Source organism: Agrobacterium vitis (genome assembly GCF_037039395.1).
GTDB lineage: Bacteria > Pseudomonadota > Alphaproteobacteria > Rhizobiales > Rhizobiaceae > Allorhizobium > Allorhizobium vitis_E.
Genome location: NZ_CP146242.1, coordinates 485850 through 505616, shown reverse-complemented (window position 1 = coordinate 505616; position 19767 = coordinate 485850). Strand labels below are relative to the sequence as shown.

Below are 19767 nucleotides of genomic sequence, written 5' to 3'. Positions count from 1 at the left end.
TATCAAGCGACCGGCGTCGAACCTATTGAAAAACCTTTCCGGCGCGTAAATTTCCGCATTACCAACTTTTCATGTTCCGGACAGTTCGTTGTAACGTGATCCATCCTATATCTTTGTCATCCACCGCCTGAAGCCGGGTCGCTCCGGTCTTCGCAAGATACGATGCCAACCAGAACAAGATAAGGTAGAGATCCATGTCGAAATCCTTCCATAATCGCTCCGTTACTTCCAGGCTGCGGGCAGGCACCGCGGCAGGGCTGGCGGCCCTGATGCTGGCGGGTGCCGTGACGGTGACGCCTGCGCTGGCCGCGCCCGTCGAGGTCCAGGCGCCGCAAGTGCCGAGCTTTGCCGATCTGGTCAGTGCGGTCTCTCCCGCCGTCGTCTCCATCCGCGTCAAATCGGATGTGCAACAGGCCTCCGAGGACGGCAGCAACTTCTCCTTCAATGGCCGTGACTTCGACCAGCTCCCCTGACCCGCTGAAGCGCTTCTTCAAGGAATGGGGCATGCCAGGCCCCGGCGGTCCGGGTGGTCCAGGAGGCCCTAAGGGCGGACCGCATGCCGAGCGTCATGGTAAGCTGCGTCCGATTGCCCAAGGCTCGGGCTTCTTCATCTCCGAGGACGGCTATGTCGTAACCAACAATCACGTGGTTTCCGATGGTCAGGCCTATACGGTGGTGATGAATGATGGCACCGAATACGATGCCAAGCTGGTCGGTAAGGACCCGCGCACCGATCTCGCCGTTTTGAAGGTCGATCAGCCGACCAAGAAATTCACCTATGTCGAATGGGCGCAGGATGACAAGATCCGCGTTGGTGACTGGGTCGTGGCCGTCGGCAATCCCTTCGGTCTCGGCGGAACCGTGACCTCGGGTATCGTTTCGGCCTTTGGTCGCGATATCGGCTCCGGCCCCTACGATGATTACATCCAGATCGACGCACCGGTAAACCGGGGCAATTCGGGTGGGCCGGACTTCAACCTCAGCGGCAAGGTGGTCGGGATCAATACGGCGATCTTCTCGCCATCGGGCGGCAGCGTCGGCATCGCCTTCGCTATTCCGGCTGCCACCGCCAAGGATGTGGTTGCTGAATTGATCAAGCATGGCTCGGTGCAGCGCGGCTGGCTTGGCGTGCAGATCCAGCCCGTCACCAAGGATATTGCCGAATCGCTCGGTCTGGCCGACGCCAAGGGCGCGCTGGTGGCTGAACCGCAGGCCGATTCGCCCGGTGACAAGGCCGGTATCAAGCAGGGCGATGTGATCACCGCCGTGAATGGCGATCCGGTTAAGGACCCGCGTGATCTCGCCAAGCGCATTGCGGCCTTCCCGCCCAATACCAAGGTCGATATTTCGATCTGGCGCAATGGCAAGCCGACCTCCGTCAAGGTCGATCTCGGCACCTTGCCTGCTGAAAAGGATGCGGCCAGCGGTGATGAGGACCAGGGCGCGCCCGAGCAGAACGCACCGGCCACCGAGCAGGCGCTTGCCAATCTTGGGGTCACTGTCCAGCGTGCCGATGACGGCAAGGGCCTGACGATCACCAATGTCGACCCTGATTCCGACGCTGCCGACAAGGGGCTGAAGACTGGCCAGAAGATCACCTCGGTCAATAACCAGCAGGTCTCCAGCGCCGCCGATGTCAAGAAGATCCTTGAACAGGCCAAGAAGGATGGCCGCACCAAGGCGCTCTTCCAGGTGGAAACCGACAATGGCAGCCGCTTCATCGCCCTGCCGATCAACCAGGGCTGATGATCAGGCTATTGGCGGCGGCTGGACTTTTCCAGTCGCCGTCAATCTTCCGGCAGAAGATGTGTTTTCGTGAACGAAGAGGCGCAGATCATGGCATTCGGGACGGGACAAAGCATGGAAACCGGTAAAACAGGCTGTGCATCAGGCAATGCGGGCACTAATGTCGCGCGCATGAAAATACTTGTGATCGAAGACGATCTTGAAGCCGCCGCATACATGACCAAGGCCTTCCGTGAGGCTGGGATCATGGCCGACCACGCCAGCGATGGCGAGGCAGGCCTGTTCATGGGCTGCGAAAATACCTATGACGTGATGATCATCGACCGGATGCTGCCGCGCCGCGATGGCTTGTCGGTGATTTCTGAATTGCGCAAGCGCAGCATCAATACGCCGGTGCTGATCCTGTCGGCGCTTGGCCAGGTCGATGACCGGGTGACCGGCCTTCGCGCCGGTGGGGACGATTACCTGCCCAAGCCCTATGCCTTTTCCGAGCTTCTGGCCCGGGTCGAAGTCCTGGGGCGACGCAAGGGCACGCCGGAACAGGACATGATCTATCGGGTCGGCGATCTGGAACTGGACCGCCTCTCCCACGAAGTGCGCCGGGCGGGCAAGGAAATCCTTCTCCAGCCGCGCGAATTCCGCCTGCTGGAATATCTGATGAAGAATGCCGGGCAGGTGGTGACCCGCACCATGCTGCTGGAACATGTCTGGGACTATCATTTCGATCCGCAGACCAATGTCATCGACGTGCATGTGTCGCGGCTGCGCTCCAAGATCGAAAAGGATTTCGACCGGCCGCTGTTGAAAACGGTGCGCGGTGCGGGCTACATGATCAAAGACGAAAGCTGACGAGCCCCGATGTCGCGTGCCGGATTTCTGTTCAAGTCTACCGCCGTCAGGCTTTCGGCGCTTTACATCATTCTGTTTGCGCTTTGCGCCGCTTTTCTGGTGATCTACGTCACGGCACTGTCGGAACGGCTGCTCAATCAGCAGACGCGAGAGAGCCTGCAACAGGAAGTGACGGAAATCGAGCGCGCCTACGAAAAGGGCGGTGTCGATAACCTGCTGCGGCTGATGGAACGGCGCATGCGCCAGCCCGGCGCCAATCTCTATGTCATTGCCGGGCCAAACGGTCAGTTTCTGGCGGGCAATGTCAGTTCGGTCGAGCCGGGCGTGCTGGACCGTGAGGGCTGGACGGATTTTCCCTTCGCCTATAACCGCTATGCGGAATCAGGACCTTCCCGCCCGCATCTGGCGATTGCCAATGTGCTGGCGCTGGACAATGGGTTGCGTATTCTGGTCGGGCGGGATCTGGGCGAGCCGACCAAATTCCGCATTCTGGTGCGCAAGGCGCTGATGGTGGCGCTCGCGATCATGGGGGCGGGGGCTTTGGTGATCTGGTTTGCCATTGGCCGCAACGCCTTGAAGCGCATCGATCGGGTGTCTGCCGCCAGCAAGAAGATCATGGCGGGCGATCTTGGCCAGCGTCTGCCGGTCTCCGGTTCCGGCGATGAATTTGACCGGCTGTCGCGCTCGCTGAACGATATGCTGGAGCGGATCGAAAAGCTCAATGAGGGCCTTCGTCAGGTCTCCGACAATATCGCCCATGACCTGAAGACGCCGCTGACGCGGCTGCGCAACAAGGCCGCCGATGCCCTGGCCGAGGATGATGACCAGCTACGGCGCCAGGCGCTGGAAGGGATTATCGGCGAATCGGATCAGTTGATCCGCACGTTCAACGCGCTGTTGATGATTTCCCGCGTCGAGGCGGGCTCGATTGCCGCCGAGCTTTCCGATCTCGATGCCTCCGGCATTGTCGCCGATACCGCCGAGCTTTACGAGCCGGTGGCCGAGGAGGCGGGCTATGTGCTGACAAGCGATATTGCCCCCGGCATTAGCGTGCGGGGCAATCGCGAACTGATCGGCCAGGCGATTTTTAATCTGCTCGACAATGCCATTAAATATGCGGGTGAAGGCGGCAGCGAAATCCGCGTGGTGCTGGTAAAGACGCCGGGCGGCGAGGCGCGTCTCAGCGTCTGCGATCATGGCCCTGGCATCGCGGCGGAGCGCCGGGAAGATGTCGTCAAGCGTTTCGTGCGGCTGGATGAAAGCCGAAGCAAACCCGGCACTGGTCTTGGCCTGTCGCTGGTCGAGGCGGTGATGGCGCTGCATGGCGGCAGGCTGGAGCTGAGCGATACCGATACCGCCAATTCCGAGTGTCCCGGGCTGACGGCCACCATGGTCTTTCCGCGTGTAACCGCATAAACTTCTCTCAACCCGCCATGGCCAAAAAGGCCGCCTTGTAAAAGGCAGACCGAAACAGGCGGGATGGAGGATGTGCATGCCCAAGGACCAGCCCGTTTTGCCGGAAACCGTCTTTCTGCGCGATGTCGCCGAAGATGTCGTCAAACCGCTGAACAAGGTGGAGACCAAGGCTGTCCTTGCCGTGCTGAAGGAGCTTGGCAGGGACACGCCTGAGATCGCAGCCTTGCTTTCGGATGAGACACCGCTCAAATCCTTCATTATCGCTGCCCTGACGCTATCTCCCTATCTGCGTGAGACGGCGGCGCTGCGTCCTGATTTGCTTGTGCGCGCGCTGCATGCCCCTTTGGAGGAGAGCCTGAATGGGTTGGTGGAGCATGCGCGCCATGCCTGGCGACCGGCGCAGGAAGGAGTGCCGCCAACCGAGGCTATGGTGATGACCAGGTTGCGCCAGGCCAAGCGCGGCCTGTCCTTTCTGCTGGCGCTGGCCGATCTGGGCCGACTGTTTCATCCCCGTCAGACGACGCTATGGCTGTCGCGGATGGCGGATGCAGCAATCGCCTGCGCCATCGACCATCTTTTGCTGGCGGGTCATGAGGCGGGCAAGTTACAGCTTGCCGATCGCGATGCGCCATCGAAACACAGTGGCCTGATCGTGCTGGGCATGGGCAAGCTTGGCGCGTTTGAGCTCAACTATTCGTCGGACATCGATCTCGTGGTGTTTTTTGAGCCGGATGCGGCAATCCTGGTCGCCCCCGAGGAAGCAACCGAAACCTATGGCCGGATGATGCGCCGGTTGATCCGCATTTTGCAGGAGCGCACCGGTGATGGTTATGTCTTCCGTACCGATTTGAGGCTCAGGCCCGATCCAGGGGCCACGCCGCTCGCCATGCCGGTTGAGGCAGCACTGATCTATTATGAGGGACGTGGGCAGAACTGGGAACGCGCCGCCTTTATCAAGGCCCGGGCGCTGGCGGGGGATCTTGCGGCAGGTCAGGCCTTTCTCAAGGAATTGGCGCCTTTCGTGTTTCGAAAATACCTGGATTATGCGGCGATTGCCGATATTCATTCGATCAAGCGACAGATCCATAGCCATCGGGGCCATGGAGCGATTGCGGTCAAGGGCCATAACGTCAAGCTCGGGCGCGGCGGGATTCGCGAGATCGAGTTCTTCGCCCAGACCCAGCAATTGATCGCTGGTGGACGGATGCCGGATCTGCGGGTGCGCGGCACCGAGGCAGCACTGGCGGCGCTGGAACAGGCCCGCTGGATCGATGCCAGCACCCGCGATGAACTGACCGAAGCCTATTGGTTTTTGCGTGATGTCGAGCACCGCATCCAGATGGTGCATGATGAGCAGAGCCATACGCTGCCGACCACCGAGACCGAGTTGAAGCGGATTGCGCTGATGTGCGGCTTCGATACTCCGGCAGGCTTTTCGCAGGCCCTGGAAAAGCGGCTACGGCTGGTCGAGCGGCGTTACGGTCAATTGTTTGAACAGGAAGACGATCTGTCTGTTGGCGGCAATCTGGTGTTTACCGGTCAAAAGGACGATCCCGATACGTTGAAGACGCTGGAAAAGCTTGGATTTCACCGGCCTGAAGACATTTCCAGGGTGATCCGCACCTGGCATTACGGACGCTACCGCGCCACGCAATCTGTGGAGGCCCGCGAACGGTTGACGGAACTGACCCCGCGTCTCCTCAAGGCATTTGGCGAAAGCCGTCGCGCCGATGAGGCGCTGTTGCGGTTTGATGCGTTTCTGTCGGGCCTTCCCGCCGGTATCCAGCTGTTTTCGCTGCTTGGCAACAACCCGGCACTGCTGGAATTGATCGTTACCATCATGGCTGCCGCGCCCCGGCTTGCTGCCACCATTGCCAGTCGTCCGCATGTTTTTGATGGCATGCTCGACCCCGGTCTGATGGCCGATCTGCCGACGCGCGATTATCTTGCCATGCGCCTCGATGCTTTTATTGGCGGTGTGTCGAATTACGAGGAACTGCTCGACCGCCTGCGGATCTTTGCCGCCGAGCAGCGTTTCCTGATCGGCATTCGCCTGATGACCGGGGCGATTTCCGGAACGGTGGCGGGTCATGCCTTTACCGATCTCGCCGATCTGGTGATCGAGCAGGCCTTTCACGCTGTGCGCCGTGAAGTGGAACGGGTGCATGGCCGGATCTCTGGCGGGCAACTGGCGCTGGTCGGCATGGGCAAGCTTGGCTCGCGGGAGCTGACCGCAGGTTCCGACGTCGATCTGATCGTGCTTTATGAGTATGATGATGAAAACGGGGAGAGCGATGGAGCAAAACCACTCGATCCCGTGCGCTATTATACCCGCCTGACCCAGCGATTGATCGCCGCCTTGTCCGCACCGACCGCCGAAGGCGTGCTCTATGAGGTGGATATGCGGCTTCGTCCTTCCGGCAACAAGGGGCCGGTGGCAACCCGGCTGAGAGCCTTCGAGCGCTATCAGCGCGAGGAGGCCTGGACCTGGGAGCATATGGCGCTGACCCGCGCCCGGCTGATCACCGGCGATGGCCCGCTGGTCGCCAAGGCCCAAACCATCATTGCCGATATCCTGGCGCAGACCCGCGACCGCGCCGCGATTGCTGCCGATGTCAGTGAGATGCGCAGCCTGATCGACACCGAAAAGCCGCCGAAGGACGGATGGGACCTGAAACTGATACCCGGCGGATTGGTCGATCTGGAATTTCTCGCTCAATACCTGGCCCTGGTAGAACCGGATCATGGATTGACGGCACAGGACGGGCCGGAGTTTTCGCAGACGGATATCACCACCGCCCAGCGTTTGAAGCAGGGTGGTGCGCGGGCGATGGATGCGGGTGATCTCGATCTCTGCCTTGCGGCCCTCACGCTCTACACGGAACTGTCGCAGGTAATCAGGGCCTGTGTCGAAGGAGGATTCAGGCCGCAGGATGCACCGGCGGGCCTGATCGATGTCGTCCTGCGGGTTGCCGACTGCCCGGACCTCAAAGTGCTGGAGGCCGAGTTGAAACGCCTGTCCAAGGCGGTTCGGCGGATTTTTCAGGCGGTTGTCAGCACCCGGCCCTGAGCGGCGGACTTGCGGCAGGGGGGAAGTTGCGACGGTCTATCCGGCACGGTGATCGAAACAACAGTCCCTTTGCCCTCGCGTGAGCGAATCCGCAGGCTACCGCCATGCAGCACGATCAGCGAGCGGGAAATCGCCAGGCCCAGGCCCGATCCGCCCTTGCTCTTGGCATATTGGCTCTGCACCTGTTCGAAGGGCTGTCCGATCTTGCTGATGGCCTGTTTGGGAATGCCGATGCCGGTATCAGAGACCAGCAGCCGCACCGCGCCGTCGATCTTGTGGGCGCGTACCGCGATACGTCCGCCCTCATTGGTGAATTTAACCGCATTCGACAGAATGTTGAGCAGGATCTGCTTCAGAGCGCGCCGGTCGGCGGTCATGGCGAGGCCCGAAACGATGCGTTGCTCAATGGCGATATTCTTGTCCTTGGCGGAAATGGTCGTCAGCCGCAGGGTTTCGTCGATCAGCGAGGCGAAATCGACATTTTCGCATTTCAGCAGCATATGGCCCGCCTCGATCTTCGACATGTCGAGAATGTCGTTGATGACGTTGAGGAGATGCTTGCCGCTATCGTGGATATCGCGAGCATATTCGCCGTATTTCGGTGAGCCGATCGGCCCGAACATGCCGGTGGAGAGGATTTCGGAAAAGCCGAGGATGGCGTTGAGCGGCGTGCGCAACTCATGCGACATGTTGGCGAGGAATTCCGACTTGGCCTTGTTGGCGGCCTCGGCGCGCTGCTTTTCGGCCAGGTATTTCTCGTTGGCTTCCGACAGTTCCGCCTTTTGCCGTTCCAGCTTTTTCTGCGACGAAGACAGGTCGCCAATGGTTGCCATCAGCCGGCGCTCCTGCTCGCGCAGCCGTTCCTGATGGCGCTTCAGCAGAGTAATATCGGTGCCAACAGAGACCAGGCCGCCATCGCGGGTGCGCCGCTCGTTGATTTGCAGCCAGCGCTCGTCGGCCAGCTGCAACTCTGTCGTGCGCGAGCTTCCCTTGGCGGAGGGATCGGCAATGCGCCGTTGAATGATGGGCCGGGCAGCGGCAGCATCCACCACAGCGCGCTCGACGCCGGGCACAAGCACGCTGTCGGGCAGGCCGTAGACGTGTTGAAAATGGGCATTGCACATCACCAGCCGGTCGTTCTTGTCCCAAAGCACGAAGGCTTCCGAGGTGCATTCGATGGCGTCGGCCAGCCGCTGGTCGGCCTCGGCATAGCGCTGCGCCAGCCGGTGCTGCTCCGTCACGTCCATGGCGATGCCGATCACATGCGGGCTGCCGGAACTGGTGCGGATCACCTGGGCGCGGGCGCGCAGCCAGACATAATGGCCGTTGGCGTGACGCATGCGAAACACCTGGTCGATATGGCGGTCCCCATCCCGGCCAATGGTGCGGGCCAGCGCATAAAGATTGCCGTCATCAGGGTGCATCAGCCGGGCGGCGTCGGCAAAGCCGAGCGGGTCACCAGACGGCGGCAGGCCGAGAATGTCGAACATAGAGCGCGACCAGACCAGTTTTCGGCTGGCGAGATCGAAATCCCACAATCCGCAGCGACCGCGCGACAGGGCAGTTTCGACCCGGCGATTGGAATCGACGAACACGTCAGAGGTTTCCCGCGCCCGTTTTGCCTGGGCGAAATAGGCATAGAGAATGCCCATCAGGATCAGCGAGATGGCCGAAAACAGCGTGACGTTGAGAGCGAGTTCCGCCCGCCAGTAATCGGCGGCGGATTTCAGCGAATGGGCCGCCAGAACAAGCGCGCCGTCCGTGCCAGTCGGGGTCAGCACGGCGATATGGCGAAAACCGTTGATGTCGGTTTCGACCGCACCGGTCTGGTCTCCGAAATTACGGAGCACCGCGACCTGCGGAAACAGCGTCATGATCTGCATGCCGACAAAACTGCTGCCATTGCCGGAACTGGCGACCACCCGGCCTTCGGGGTCGAGCAAGAGAACGAAGCTTTCGTCATCGAGAAGATTGGGCGGCAGAAAACGCTTGATCAGCGCTTCGGCCTTGTCCCGGCCAAGTTCTGCCGGAAGCTCGGGGCCGGAAGATAAGGCCGCCGCCGCTGCAGAGGCCATCATCGCGGTGGAATGGCGGATGGCGCTTTCCATTCGCGCATATTCCGAGACAAGCCCCATGCCACGCGCCATGGCGATGACGATTAGAAAAGCAACCACCAGAATAGGAATGACTTGGCGAAGGGCCGCGTCAGTATTGGAAATCGAAAGGTTTCGGACGACGTAAGCAACGCCTCCGTGGTTCTTGACCGCATCCAGAAATGACAGATATCCGGGAAATTCCGGTCGCAACCGATCATCGGCTGCGGTCGCCCGCTGCACGTTTTCCATTGTCCCTGCCTTGATCCCTCGTCCTGATTCGGCGCGCCGCTCGCTCCAAATCTAACCTAATGAATCATCAGGGATTCTTCCTGTCCAGTCGAAAAAACTAACCACTTGTTAACCTCTTGCGAAGAATCAGCTTTTCATGATCGCACGCCTGTTGCAGCCGCACATATCAGGCACCGAATCATGCTTGCTTCGCCAGCACATGCGCATGCCCTCCAGGCTTGCGCAGAAAAAGGGGCGGACGCATTTGCGACCGCCCCTTTGGGAAGACCATAAACTGGAGGTGCTCAGCCTTTCAGCATTCGCTCGACGATATCGCGGACATCGTTGGAAAGCCCATTTGAGCTTTCGATAAGGGCAAGGGCCGCCTTGGCCTTGGCCGCGCGGATCGGCTCAAGTTTTTGCCAGGTCCGCATCGATGTCAGCAGGCGGGCGGCAAGCTGCGGATTGCGCTTGTCGATGGCCAGAATTTGCTCGGCAAGGAAATCGTAGGCCTTGCCATCGGCGCGGTGAAAGCCGGTCGGATTTGAAAAGGCGAAGCTGCCGATCAACGCACGAACGCGGTTGGGATTGCTGGCGTTGAACAGCGGATTTTGCATGAGCGCCTGAATCCGTTCCAACGCACCGTGTCCCGGAATGGTGGCCTGGATGGAAAACCACTTGTCCAGAACCAATGCATTCTGGGCGAAACGGGTCTGGAAATTGGCCAGTGCTGCCTGCGCTTCTTCCGTATCGCCGAAGTGATAGGCGAGAACACCGAGCGCATGCGACAGATCGGTCATGTTATCGGCTTTGCCATAGGCCTCGGCGGCCTTGGCTGGCTCGCCTTTGGCCTGAACGAGATAGCCAAGTGCTGCATTTTTCAGCGCTCTCTTGCCTGCCGCAGCAGCATCCGGGCTATAGGGGGTCTCAGACGCCATGTCGTCATAGAGGCGAGCAAACAGATCCGCGCCATCGATGGCAATATCGGCCAGCACCGCCTGGCGCGCCCGATGGATGGCGTCCGGATCGATGTCGCTGCCCAGTTCGCGGGCAATATCGGCTTCGCTCGGCAGCGCCAGCACCTGGGCGCGGAAGGCGGGCTCAAGCGCATCGTCGGCGATGATGGCAAGCAGGCTTTGTTTCAGGGCATCGCTTGCCGCGATGGATGTTTTATCGGAAGCGCTCTTGGCCGTGCCGCTCTTGGTGGAGAGCTGGCGTGCGCCGTCACACAGAACCGGCAAGGCGAGGTCGGTCAGGGCCTGCCAGCGGGAGAACAAGTCGCTATCGTGGCGGGCGATCAGCGCAAGATCAGCACTTGCCTGGCTGAAATGCAGGATGACGGGTGCCGAAAAGCCCCGGTTGAGCGACAGGACTGGACGTTCCTTCACGCCTGAAAATTGGAATACCTGCCGACGTTCGGTCAAATGCAGCACGTCGCCGCTGATTTCGCCGCCGCCCACGGTTGCTGTGTCAAGCGGCGCGCCATCTGCCGCCAGAAGCCCAAAGCGCAGCGGAATATGCATCGGCTGCTTGTTTGGCTGGCCGGGTGTCGGCGGGATCACCTGCTCCAACTCGATGGTAAACAGGCTCGCGCCGGTATCGTAGTCGCAGGATACCGTCACATTCGGCGTACCGGCCTGATTATACCAGTGAGAGAACTGGGTAAGATCGCGCCCGGAGACCTCCGCAAAGCAGGCAACGAAATCTTCGACCGTTGCCGCATCGCCGTCGTGACGTTCGAAATAGAGATCCATGCCGGCCTTGAACAGGTCGGGTCCGAGGATGGTGGCGATCATCCCGGTGACTTCAGAGCCTTTTTCATAGACGGTGGTCGTATAGAAGTTATTGATTTCCTTGTAGGTATTCGGGCGTACCGGATGCGCGAGCGGCCCGGAATCCTCAACGAACTGTTCAGCGCGCAAATGCCGGACTTCGGCGATGCGCTTGACGGCGCGTGAGCGCTGATCGGCGGAAAACTGGTGATCGCGATAGACCGTCAGCCCTTCCTTCAGGCAGAGCTGGAACCAGTCGCGGCAGGTGATGCGGTTGCCGGTCCAGTTATGGAAATATTCGTGGGCGATGATCGCCTCGATATTGGCATAGTCGGCATCGGTGGCGGTTTGCGGGTCGGCCAGCACATATTTGTCGTTGAAGACATTCAGGCCCTTGTTTTCCATGGCCCCCATGTTGAAATCCGACACGGCGACGATCATGAAAATATCCAGATCGTATTCGCGCCCGAACACATCCTCATCCCATTTCATCGAGCGCTTCAGCGCATCCATCGCGTAGGCGGCGCGTGGTTCCTTGCCGTGTTCCACATAGATTTTCAGCGCCACCTCGCGGCCGGACACCGTGGTGAACGTATCCTCGATCAGGCCGAGATCACCTGCCACCAGTGCAAACAGGTAGCTGGGCTTGGGATGGGGATCGAACCAGGCGGCGAAATGCTTGCCCTCGCCATAGCCCGCACCACCCAGGAAATTGCCGTTCGACAACAGCAGCGGATTGGCTTGCTTGTCAGCGATGATATTGACGGTATAGACCGACAATACGTCCGGCCTGTCCGGGAAATAGGTGATGCGGCGGAAGCCCTCGGCCTCGCACTGGGTGCAATAGATGCCGTTCGAGCGGTAAAGCCCCATCAACTGGGTATTGGCCTCAGGATTGATCAGCGTGGTAATGGTGATCTCAAAGGGTTCGGCAGCAGGAAGATCGCGGATCGTCAGTGAGCGCGCGGTTGCGCTGTAACGCTCCGGCTCCAGCTCGATTTGGTCGAACAGCACACTGGAGAGAACCAGATCGTCACCATCCAGCACCAGCGGTGCGGCGACATCTGCACCTTCACGACGATGGAAGATCAGGCGGGCCTCGACCTTGGTGTCTGTTGGATCAAGCTCGAAAGTCAGGTCCACTCGCTCCAGGACAAACTCGGTCGGGCGATAATCCGCCAGGCTGACAACCTGGCCCGTTTCTGTACGCATCAATATATCCTGATCGTCCTATTGCAAATCGACTACACGCGAGCGTTTCGATGGAACGGGCCAGCGCAATTCATGGGCATGATGACATCAATTTCTGAACGATTGCTAAAATCCGATCTATTATTGTCTATTCTTGATGTCGCCAGATCATTTCCCTGTCTCACGAACATACGGAAATGAGCTATCTCGTTGTTTTCAAACATTTCCGATTGCCAAAACCGCTTTGCACTTTTGTTGGAAATGCTCCAGAAATATTTTGGCTCGAGATCTGGTTTTGGGTGTGCGGACAGGTCTCGGCGGGAGCCACTGGTATATTGCCCTGGCTCACAGACCGATATCAAGCTTTGCGCGGATGTCTTGATCCGCCTCGGTTTGTTGAATAATCACGCCATACCACCCAAGGCCGTCATAGTCTTCGTAACCAAGCGTTTTGGCAAAGGCGATGATGTTTCCGCTGTCATCATAGTAACTGCCTTTTTGGTTTGCTTGGCTATTGTGCAGTGGGAAATGGGTGTAAATCCGGCTCGGATGGGAGCTGGCAATCACCCGCATCGAGCCATCGAGCAGCATGACCTGGGTCTTGTCGACGAGATGCGGCGGCAGGTTGGCTTCTTTTTCGACGATGGCCTGGCCCTGGGCCTGCCAGTCGAAATAGACGCCAAGCATTCCCAGCAGGTCGCCGTCAGAACGGCCTCCCGCCCGAATTCCGGTCGCATAGACCAGTGTGTCGCGGTTGTCATGCAGAGGGCTTTTCTTGACCTCGTCAACGATATAGTCGTCGCCGCTTTTCGTTTGACCGGCGGCCTTGACCCATGTTTCCTGGGCAAAATTCTTGTTCTGAAGATTGTTGCGGTAGCGTGGATTGGCAGAAGCGACGACACGGCCACTGGCATCCGTCATCACCAGGTCGAGATAGACCGTATAGAACCGGTTGATGACGCCGAGCCGTTCCGAGGCGTGGTTGAAGCTTTCGGTGGTTGGATTTTGTAGCGCCGACCACAGGGCATTGTCCGTTGCCCACCAGCGAACATCGGCGGTGCGTTCGAACAGATTGCGGACGATGAATTGCACCAGGGTCAGGCAGAGATCGGTCAGCCGCACGCCTTCCATTTCCTGAACCAGACCATCAGCCATGGCCCGGCCAAGCTTTATGCGGCTCAGTACATTGTCCTCGAACTGTTTGGCGATGTCGGCCGCGCTTTGAGCCAGGCGCTGGACTTCATTGGCAACGACCGCGAAACCTTTGCCCGTATCACCGGCGCGCGCTGCTTCAATCAAGGCATTGATGGCCAGCAGGCGGATTTGCTTGACCACCAATGTATTGTTCATGCTGAACGTTTCGAGATCGCCGCCAATGCTTTCCGTAATCAGCCGCATGGAGCGAGGCGTTGCAGTCACGACCCGGTTCTGGCGGAGCGGTGCTGGAGAATTCGACATGGCGATAAATCCTGAAGCCAGGGCCGCGATGACCCAAAGTGGGAAGAAAAATAATATATTGCTTTGCAGTAAATTAACGCATGACTTGGTTAAGTAAGTATAAATTCAAATCTATTGTTTTTGGGTACGATTTATTTATCGAGGATAGGTCGAGGATTTTTGAGTTTTGGGGATAAGTGTATGATTTAAATATAGTAATTTTGTAATTATTTATTTAGGGTTGCGACAGTATTTGTGGTTGTCCACCCCATTGCGCATCGCCTGTTTGCGACACGGGAGTGTCCGTGAATGCTGACCTTGTTCTTGCGCGGTCGGTCCGAATCGGCAATGGTCGGGTTATCCGACGTGCTGGCTGAAACCCATGGCCGGTCGTCCCCTTGATGTCATGGCCCGCATATCAGTCGGCCTTGTGAGTCCAGCGTAATGAACAGTGAAGTATCGGCGGGTCCGATCGGAGGCCCGATCAGGGGCATTGTGTTCAAGGTCGCCTCTGTTACGGTCTTCGTTGCCATGCAGACAGCGATCAAACTGGCAGGCGATGACGTGCCAGCGGGGCAGATCACCTTCTACCGCTCAGCCTTCGCGCTCATCCCCATTCTGGCCTATCTCGCCTATCTGGGGCAGATCAGGACCGGGTTGAAGACGGCCAATGTGTTTGGGCATGTCAAGCGCGGGCTGATCGGTATCGCTGCCATGGCCTGTGGCTTTTACGGCCTCGTGCATCTGCCGATGCCGGATGCAATTGCCATCGGTTATGCCATGCCGCTGATTGCCGTGGTGTTTGCTGCGGTTTTCCTGGGTGAGACCGTCAGGCTCTATCGCTGGTCGGCCGTTGCCATCGGCCTGGTCGGTGTGGTGATTATTTCCTGGCCGAAGCTGACCCTGTTACAGGACGGATTTTATGGTTCCGAGGCTGGCTTGGGGACGCTTGCAGTTCTCGCCTCCGCCGCGCTTGGAGCAGCGGCGATGTTGCAGGTCCGCCAACTCGTTCGTGAAGAAAAAACCGCCACGATCGTATTGTATTTCTCGATCATCGCGGCGCTGATATCGCTTGTCAGTCTGCCATTCGGCTGGAACGATCTCTCCGTCCGCCAGCTTGGTCTCCTGGCTTTTGCGGGGATCTGCGGCGGTCTCGCCCAGATTTTGCTGACGGAAAGTTACCGCCATGCTGATATTTCGACAATCGCGCCGTTCGAATACAGCTCCATCCTGTTTGGCTCGCTGATCGGCTATCTGCTGTTCGATGCTCTTCCGAGCATTCACACCCTGGTCGGCACACTGATAGTGGCGGGTGCCGGAATTTTCATTATCCTGCGCGAGCATCAATTGGGGTTGGAGCGCCGCGCGGCGCGCAAGGCATCCACGCCCGGCGCCTGATACCAAAGGTCATTTTCAATGGCCCTTGCTATTCCCTTTGCAAATATCTCAAGCCTCTACTGCATAATTCCTTAAATCGGAATCGATTTAAGGGAAGAATTATGCAGCAGATTTAAAGTGTTACGGCGTCCTTTGTGCGTTTTATAAAACGCACGGCGCTGTAATGCATTTGAGATATTTGCAATGCCTTCAAGACGAGGATGCGTCAGCATCTTCGAGGCTTGGTATGAGTGTCTTGGATCAGAGATCGGTGATCTTGCTGGAGACGGCTTCCGTGCCCTGGAGCGGGATGGAGGAGGCCTGAAACTCGGTCTTGCCGGGTTGGTCAGGGATAGCGCTGCGCTGCCGCATCCGCCAGGCAGCATAGCCAGCGTAGAGAAGAAAGCTGATGGCGAGGCTGAACAGCAATCCGTTGGGGCCGACGCCCTGCATGATGGCGCCTGTCACCAGCGGGCCGGTGACGGTGCCGAAGCCGTAGAGAATCATGATGGCGCTCGAGATCGTCACATATTCATCGGGGTCGGCCATGTCATTGGCATGAGCGACATTGAGTGAATAAACCGGATAAAGCACGGTGCCGACAAAGAAGCCGCAGATATAGAGCGCCAATGGCGAAATTCCGCCCAGCACGATCATCACCGCGCAGCAAAACACCCCGAACAAGCCAGCGCCGACCATAACGCGGCGGCGGTCCATGCGATCGGATAGGCGTCCTAACGGCATCTGCGCGATGGCGCCTCCAGCCAGCACGGCTGCCAGAAAGGTAGCACCTTCCGCCGTCGAAAGACCGACCCGCTGGCTGTAAACCGCACCGAGACTGCTCCAGGTTCCCGACAAAGCGCCTGACAGCAACGAGCCGACAAAAGCAATGGGCGAGCGGATATAGAGTTTCTTCAGGTCGAACCGTGCCTGGGCGAGCGGCGCGGGCGATTGGGCGGTGGACAGAGCGGTTGGAAAGAGTGCTGCGGAAAAAATCAATCCGCAGACGACGAACAGTGTCACCTGGCTTGGATCGCCAAGCGGCACGATATACTGGCCGCCAATCGAGCCGACCAGGCAGGAAATCATATAGATGGAAAACAATCCGCCACGGTTTTCATTGTTGCTGCGCTCATTCAGCCAGCTTTCGATGATCAGGTAGCTGCCGGCAATGGCAAAGCCGGCGATGCCCCGGAACAGGGTCCAGGCCCGCCAGTCGACAACGATGGCGCAGAGCAGGACGGACATGGTCAGGAGGGTGATCAGGGCGGAAAACACCCGGACATGTCCCACCTTCTGCACCAGTCGAGGCGTGACGACGCAGGATGTGGTGAAGCCAAAGGTATAACCGGTGGCGATGATCGAAATGGTGAATGTCGACCACCCCTCGGCAATCGCCCGGATCGGCAGCATGTAATTCATCAGCCCGAATCCGGCCATCATCAGCAGGGTTGAGAGCATGAGGGCGCCGATGGAGGCGAGACTGGCAATCATGGCATGGTCCGAACAGGAATGAGGCTGCGACTGGGGCGACTGTAACCTGGACCCACTTACGGCGAAAATTATGCCGCAGATATGACAGGCGACAGCAGGTTTACTAGATCAAGGCGAAGATACTGACGCATCCTGGCCTTGCACGAATTTTGAATATCTCAAACGCACCGAAGTCTTGAGATATTCAAAAATCGAATACGAAGGGTCATTTTCAATATTCCTCGTATTCTGCATCCTGGAAAAGTCCTCGCTCGAAACGTGGGAACACCTGCCATAGGGATCTTAACGGACGCTGTAGTGAAAACATGCTCCAAAGTCGACTGTGGCATGGTATAATATCGACCTGCCGCTTTCTATGGCGGATACGCGCGGCCTGGCTCAGGATGGCGCAGTTTGGATAATGTTGATTTTGCGCAAATGACATTAATTTATGCGGTATGACCGTATGAATCATTTTTAGGTTAAGCATCTCCTTGTATTCCTGTCTGTTGTGATAGGGCTCACAAGAATTTATTGGCAATACGACGGGTTTTGTTGTTATAATCAATAAAAAATTAACGATGTAGGTGGCGATGGCTCGCTGGGTATAGGCTCTTGCTGCTTTCCTTATTCATTTATTGCTGAACTTGGGATTGTCCATGGCGCTTTCTGTTGCAACGCTTGCATCCTCCTGGCGCTTCGCCGAGGCGATAGCTGTCATGGCGGCACGGTTCGGGGATCAGTTCGATGAGACGCCAAGATTGGCGCGTGCGCTTGTTTCGCACCAGCGCTGGATGATGACCCAGGCCGCCTTTGCGCTCTATGCGGATCATCTGGCGGGACGCATCAGCGGTCCGGGATTGACGGCCAGCGGCTTGGCGGACTGGATCTGCCAGACCGGGATTGCCAGCCGCAATACGGTTCTGACCTATGTCGATCAACTTCTGTCCTATCGCTTCATCCGCCTTCACCCCGCCAGCGCCAAGCGTCCGCGCAGTTTTGAGGCGAGCGAGGCCAGTATCGATGCAATGCAGCGATGGCTTAGCGTCAATCTCGCCGTACTCGATCATGTCGATGGTGGCGAGAGATTGGAGCATTTCCGACAGCGCCCCGAATTGCTCTTCCTGGTTCAACCGGAATTTGCCCGCCTTTGCCTCGATGATGGGCAATGGCGCGATCCAGGTGAGCGCATTGGCCTGTTTCTGTGGACGGAAAGTGGCGCCCTGGTCGTCGACAGGTTCATATCCCTCACGCCCAATGCGGTCCTTGAGGATGGCTTCTACGATCTGGGAGTCATTGACATCCCGGCCATGGCGGAACGCTTCGTCATGTCGCGCACCCATCTGCAAAGAGCCTTGAGAAAGGCCGAACAGCACGGCTGCATTCGCCGTAATGGATCTGGCCGCGCCAGCCACATCTGGCTGGCGGCAGACTTCTATCAGGAATATCGCGATTGGCTGGCGCGCAAATCAGCTTTTCTCGATGCGGTCTTTGAAAAAGAGATGATACTGGCAGGAGAAACGCAGCAAGCGCATCCGCAAAACGAACCTGTCACGGTAGCGCGTTCGGCATCAAACAGAGGGTGCTGAACGCGATGCCGCAAGCAAGGATGTTGCAGTCAAAATCCATTCCAGATGAAAACTGCCGTCCCGTTTTGAAGCGGAATCATTTCAGAATGGAATGGCGGCCTGCAACACGGTGTCATCGCCGTCGGCGCGGGCCGAACGGCTGAAATCGCGCGATGCGCTGATTGCCGCGTGGATCTGTTGAAAAGCCCGCACTGGGCGGATGGCGAGGCGTCTGGCCTTTGTTGCGTCGAAACCGTGGGTCATCGAATGTCTCTTTCCAATCGTATCCAGGCCGTGGAGGCCAATTGTTCGCAGGCGACATAGCCCATGCGGTAATAGCTATGCAGGCCCTTAAGCGAACGGATTTGCCCGCGCACCGTTTCGAACTTGCTGTGGATTGGCCGTGTAATGCGTTTCCGGTTCATCGTCCTGGTTCCTGTAAAGGGTCCTCCCAAGACTGTGCGGCGATTGCCGGCCATTCATGCCCGACACACACCTGCAACAATGAATATATTGCACTGCAATATAGAAAATTCAATGGCTCTAAAATGATGACTGCCATGCGGTTTGCGCATGGGTTCGTTTAGCAAGCGAACAATCGGCAATCATTGCAAGGCGTGTGTCAAACAAGCCGTTGCTGGAAGGCGAGAAGATCTTGCCAGGCCAGAGCCTTGGTGGCGGGAGCTTGCAGCAATTCCTGCGGATGAAAGGTTGCCATGGCGGCAACACCATGACCGCCTGCGGCCACGTCACGCCACTCTCCGCGCATCGAATGGATTGTCGCCGTTCCACCGAAGAAGAACCGGGCGGTGAAATTGCCGAGCAGGAGAACGGCTTTCGGTTCGGCCAGGGCGATCTGTCTCTCTATGAAGGGCCTGCAGATGGCGGCTTCGGCCGGGGTTGGCATGCGGTCGCCAGGGCCGCGCCAGGGAATGGCGGTGGTCAGCAGCAGCGCGTCGCGACCAAGGCCAATGGCGGCGAGCATCCGGTCGAGCAGTGCGCCGGTTCGGCCGGAAAAGGCCAGACCTTCGCGATCGTCATCGGCTGACGGAATGGGGCCGATCACCATGATGCCTGCCTCGGCGGGGCCTTCGGCGAAGATTGTGGAGCGGGCACTGGTCTTCAGATTGCAGCTGGAAAATCCTTCCAGAGCCGTTTTCAACTCGGCCAGCGAACGAGCGCTTTCGGCTGCAAACCGGGCGTCGTTGATTGCTGTTTCATCGGGAATGGCAAGCGGTGTCGATGCAGCAGGCCGAGGGGCCGGGCGGTCGCGGGTGAGGGCAGGGCCATTCTGCGAACCGACAGGGGCGGTCGCGGCCCGCTGATCCTTGGCCTGACTTGGGGCCTGAACCGGGGCCTGTTGTGGCGTGACCCTGGTGCGCGCCTGCCGTTCTGCTGCAAATTGTGCGATCCGGTCAACAGGCGCATCTTCCACAAGCCAATCCACCCCGGCTTCGGCGTGAAAAGCCAGAAGGGCGGCAAGTTCGGCGGCAGTCATGTCCTGAGCGGCAATCATTGCTCTGTTCTAGACAAGCTATTCGCAG

12 protein-coding genes and 1 pseudogene are annotated in these 19767 nt (G+C 58.5%); 6 read left to right on the top strand and 7 right to left on the bottom strand.

Translation table 11 applies throughout. The annotated features are described in order from the left end of the window. Positions 1-194 precede the first annotated feature (194 nt). From V6582_RS04900 to V6582_RS04885, 4 genes and pseudogenes are all read left to right on the top strand, one after another. A pseudogene (locus tag V6582_RS04900) lies at positions 195-1746 on the top strand (Do family serine endopeptidase). Positions 1747-1860: 114 nt separating this feature from the next. Next, the gene (locus V6582_RS04895; protein WP_085946615.1) at positions 1861-2595 is read left to right on the top strand and encodes a response regulator transcription factor; all 735 of its coding nucleotides are present in this window, start codon (positions 1861-1863) and stop codon (positions 2593-2595) included. Positions 2596-2604: 9 nt separating this feature from the next. After that, positions 2605-4011 (top strand): sensor histidine kinase, encoded by a 1407-nt coding sequence (locus V6582_RS04890; protein WP_156634348.1) that lies wholly within the window; start codon positions 2605-2607, stop codon positions 4009-4011. Between the two features lie 70 nt (positions 4012-4081). Then, positions 4082-7081, top strand: coding sequence for a bifunctional [glutamine synthetase] adenylyltransferase/[glutamine synthetase]-adenylyl-L-tyrosine phosphorylase (locus V6582_RS04885; protein WP_420360227.1), 3000 nt, complete (start codon positions 4082-4084; stop codon positions 7079-7081). Here V6582_RS04885 and V6582_RS04880 read toward each other — a convergent pair. The 3 genes from V6582_RS04880 to V6582_RS04870 form a co-directional block, all read right to left on the bottom strand. After that, the gene (locus tag V6582_RS04880; RefSeq protein ID WP_156634353.1) at positions 7054-9426 is read right to left on the bottom strand and encodes a PAS domain-containing sensor histidine kinase; all 2373 of its coding nucleotides are present in this window, start codon (positions 9424-9426) and stop codon (positions 7054-7056) included. The two genes, V6582_RS04885 and V6582_RS04880, sit on opposite strands and share 28 nt — an antisense overlap. Positions 9427-9710: 284 nt before the next feature. Beyond that, on the bottom strand, positions 9711-12389 hold the full coding sequence (pepN, locus tag V6582_RS04875) for an aminopeptidase N (protein WP_156634355.1): 2679 nt from the start codon (positions 12387-12389) through the stop codon (positions 9711-9713). A 324-nt stretch (positions 12390-12713) separates the two neighbouring features. Continuing rightward, positions 12714-13826 carry a methyl-accepting chemotaxis protein gene (locus tag V6582_RS04870; protein ID WP_156634357.1) on the bottom strand — a complete coding sequence of 371 codons (1113 nt, stop codon included), beginning with the start codon at positions 13824-13826 and terminating at the stop codon, positions 12714-12716. 423 nt (positions 13827-14249) lie between these two features. Between V6582_RS04870 and V6582_RS04865 the strand changes: the two genes are divergently transcribed. Further along, positions 14250-15203: a DMT family transporter gene (locus V6582_RS04865; RefSeq protein WP_156634359.1), complete on the top strand. Its 954-nt coding sequence runs from the start codon at positions 14250-14252 to the stop codon at positions 15201-15203. Positions 15204-15443: 240 nt separating this feature from the next. On the opposite strand, the gene V6582_RS04860 is transcribed toward V6582_RS04865, so the two are convergent. Next, positions 15444-16676 (bottom strand): MFS transporter, encoded by a 1233-nt coding sequence (locus V6582_RS04860; RefSeq protein WP_156634362.1) that lies wholly within the window; start codon positions 16674-16676, stop codon positions 15444-15446. Positions 16677-17314: 638 nt separating this feature from the next. On the opposite strand from V6582_RS04860, the gene V6582_RS04855 reads away from it, so the two are divergent. Continuing rightward, on the top strand, positions 17315-18244 hold the full coding sequence (locus V6582_RS04855) for a hypothetical protein (RefSeq protein ID WP_156634364.1): 930 nt from the start codon (positions 17315-17317) through the stop codon (positions 18242-18244). Between the two features lie 81 nt (positions 18245-18325). On the opposite strand, the gene V6582_RS04850 is transcribed toward V6582_RS04855, so the two are convergent. The 3 genes from V6582_RS04850 to V6582_RS04840 all read right to left on the bottom strand — a co-directional run bounded on the left by V6582_RS04850 (position 18326) and on the right by V6582_RS04840 (position 19739). Further along, the gene (locus V6582_RS04850) at positions 18326-18487 is read right to left on the bottom strand and encodes a hypothetical protein (protein WP_156634366.1); all 162 of its coding nucleotides are present in this window, start codon (positions 18485-18487) and stop codon (positions 18326-18328) included. Next, complete coding sequence (locus tag V6582_RS04845; RefSeq protein ID WP_156535192.1) at positions 18484-18648, bottom strand: hypothetical protein; 165 nt, start codon at positions 18646-18648, stop codon at positions 18484-18486. The genes V6582_RS04850 and V6582_RS04845 overlap by 4 nt, the downstream gene beginning before the upstream one ends. A 197-nt stretch (positions 18649-18845) precedes the next feature. Continuing rightward, positions 18846-19739: a uracil-DNA glycosylase gene (locus V6582_RS04840; protein WP_156634368.1), complete on the bottom strand. Its 894-nt coding sequence runs from the start codon at positions 19737-19739 to the stop codon at positions 18846-18848. Positions 19740-19767 lie beyond the last annotated feature (28 nt).